The 1,063-nt window shown below is 50.7% G+C and carries 1 protein-coding gene and 1 pseudogene; one reads left to right on the top strand and one right to left on the bottom strand.

What is annotated here, in order from left to right:
• Positions 1 to 58: 58 nt before the first annotated feature.
• A pseudogene (locus AACS18_RS19705) lies at positions 59 to 322 on the top strand (transposase); the annotation flags it as partial.
• Between the two features lie 12 nt (positions 323 to 334).
• Here AACS18_RS19705 and AACS18_RS19710 read toward each other — a convergent pair.
• Positions 335 to 1,063: IS30 family transposase (locus AACS18_RS19710; protein WP_108613089.1), on the bottom strand; the 729-nt coding region annotated here is incomplete at its 5' end.

Genomic DNA, 1,063 nt, shown 5'->3' on the forward strand with positions numbered 1-1,063 from the left:
TAATCATCCCGGACACCATTTTAGGTGGTACAGTCGCCACCATGACCTGAGGTGTTTAATGGCAAGATTACGTCGCTCATTTACTGCCGAATTCAAACTCGAAGCCGCATCCCTGGTGCTCGACCAGGGATATTCTCTCCCTGAAGCCAGCCGTTCACTGGATGTCGGTGAAACCGTACTTCGCCGCTGGGTTCAGCAACTGCAATCCGAACGAACTGGCACAACCCCAATCGGCAAAGCACTGACTCCGGAGCAGCAAAAAATTCAGGAGCTGGAAGCTCGTATCAACCGGCTCGAACGTGAAAAGGACATTCTAAAAAAGGCTACTGTAGATTCAACTTGTCAACGCAACACCCTTTTCAAGGATTTCCGTTGGCGTTTTAAAGTTCAGGGTTTTCCTCGGTCTGTTGTTTAGTTGGGCTGCAACCTGATCCAGTTCCTGCTGGGTAAATTGGGCAAGACATGTCTTTTTGGGGAAGTACTGCCGGATCAGGCCATTGGTATTCTCGTTCGTGCCCCGTTGCCAGGGGCTCTGAGGGTCGCAGAAGTAAACCTGAACTCCTGTGCTGGCGGTAAGCTCCAAATGCTTGGCCAGTTCCATACCCCGATCCCATGTCAGTGACTGCCTGAGCTTTGGTGGAAGCTCTTGGAATTTGTCTGTAAGTGATTGATTCACAGACCCTGCATCTTTTCCACTTAGCTTGAGAATAATGGTATAGCGCGATTTTCTATCTACAAGTGTGGCTATGTGAGAGTTCTTGGTACCGGAAACCAGCTCCCCTTCCCAGTGACCGAAAGAGCGTCGGTTATCGATGTGCCTGGAGCGCTCATGAATTGAAATGCCGTTCACGATATTGATGGTGCCTCTCTCTCCCTTGCGGGTATGGCGTTTTCCATGGCGCAGGCTGTGGGAACGACGCAGATGCTTGACAAGCAGGTGGTGCAACGCACTCCGACTGCGAAAATACAGCGTTTTATAGATTGTTTCGGCAGAGATCTGCATCGCCTTCTGGCGAGGCATCGTTCTTTTGAGCCACCCCGATATCTGCTCTGGAGACCATTT

Source organism: Aeromonas sp. HMWF015, assembly GCF_963878965.1.
Lineage (GTDB): Bacteria > Pseudomonadota > Gammaproteobacteria > Enterobacterales > Aeromonadaceae > Aeromonas > Aeromonas veronii.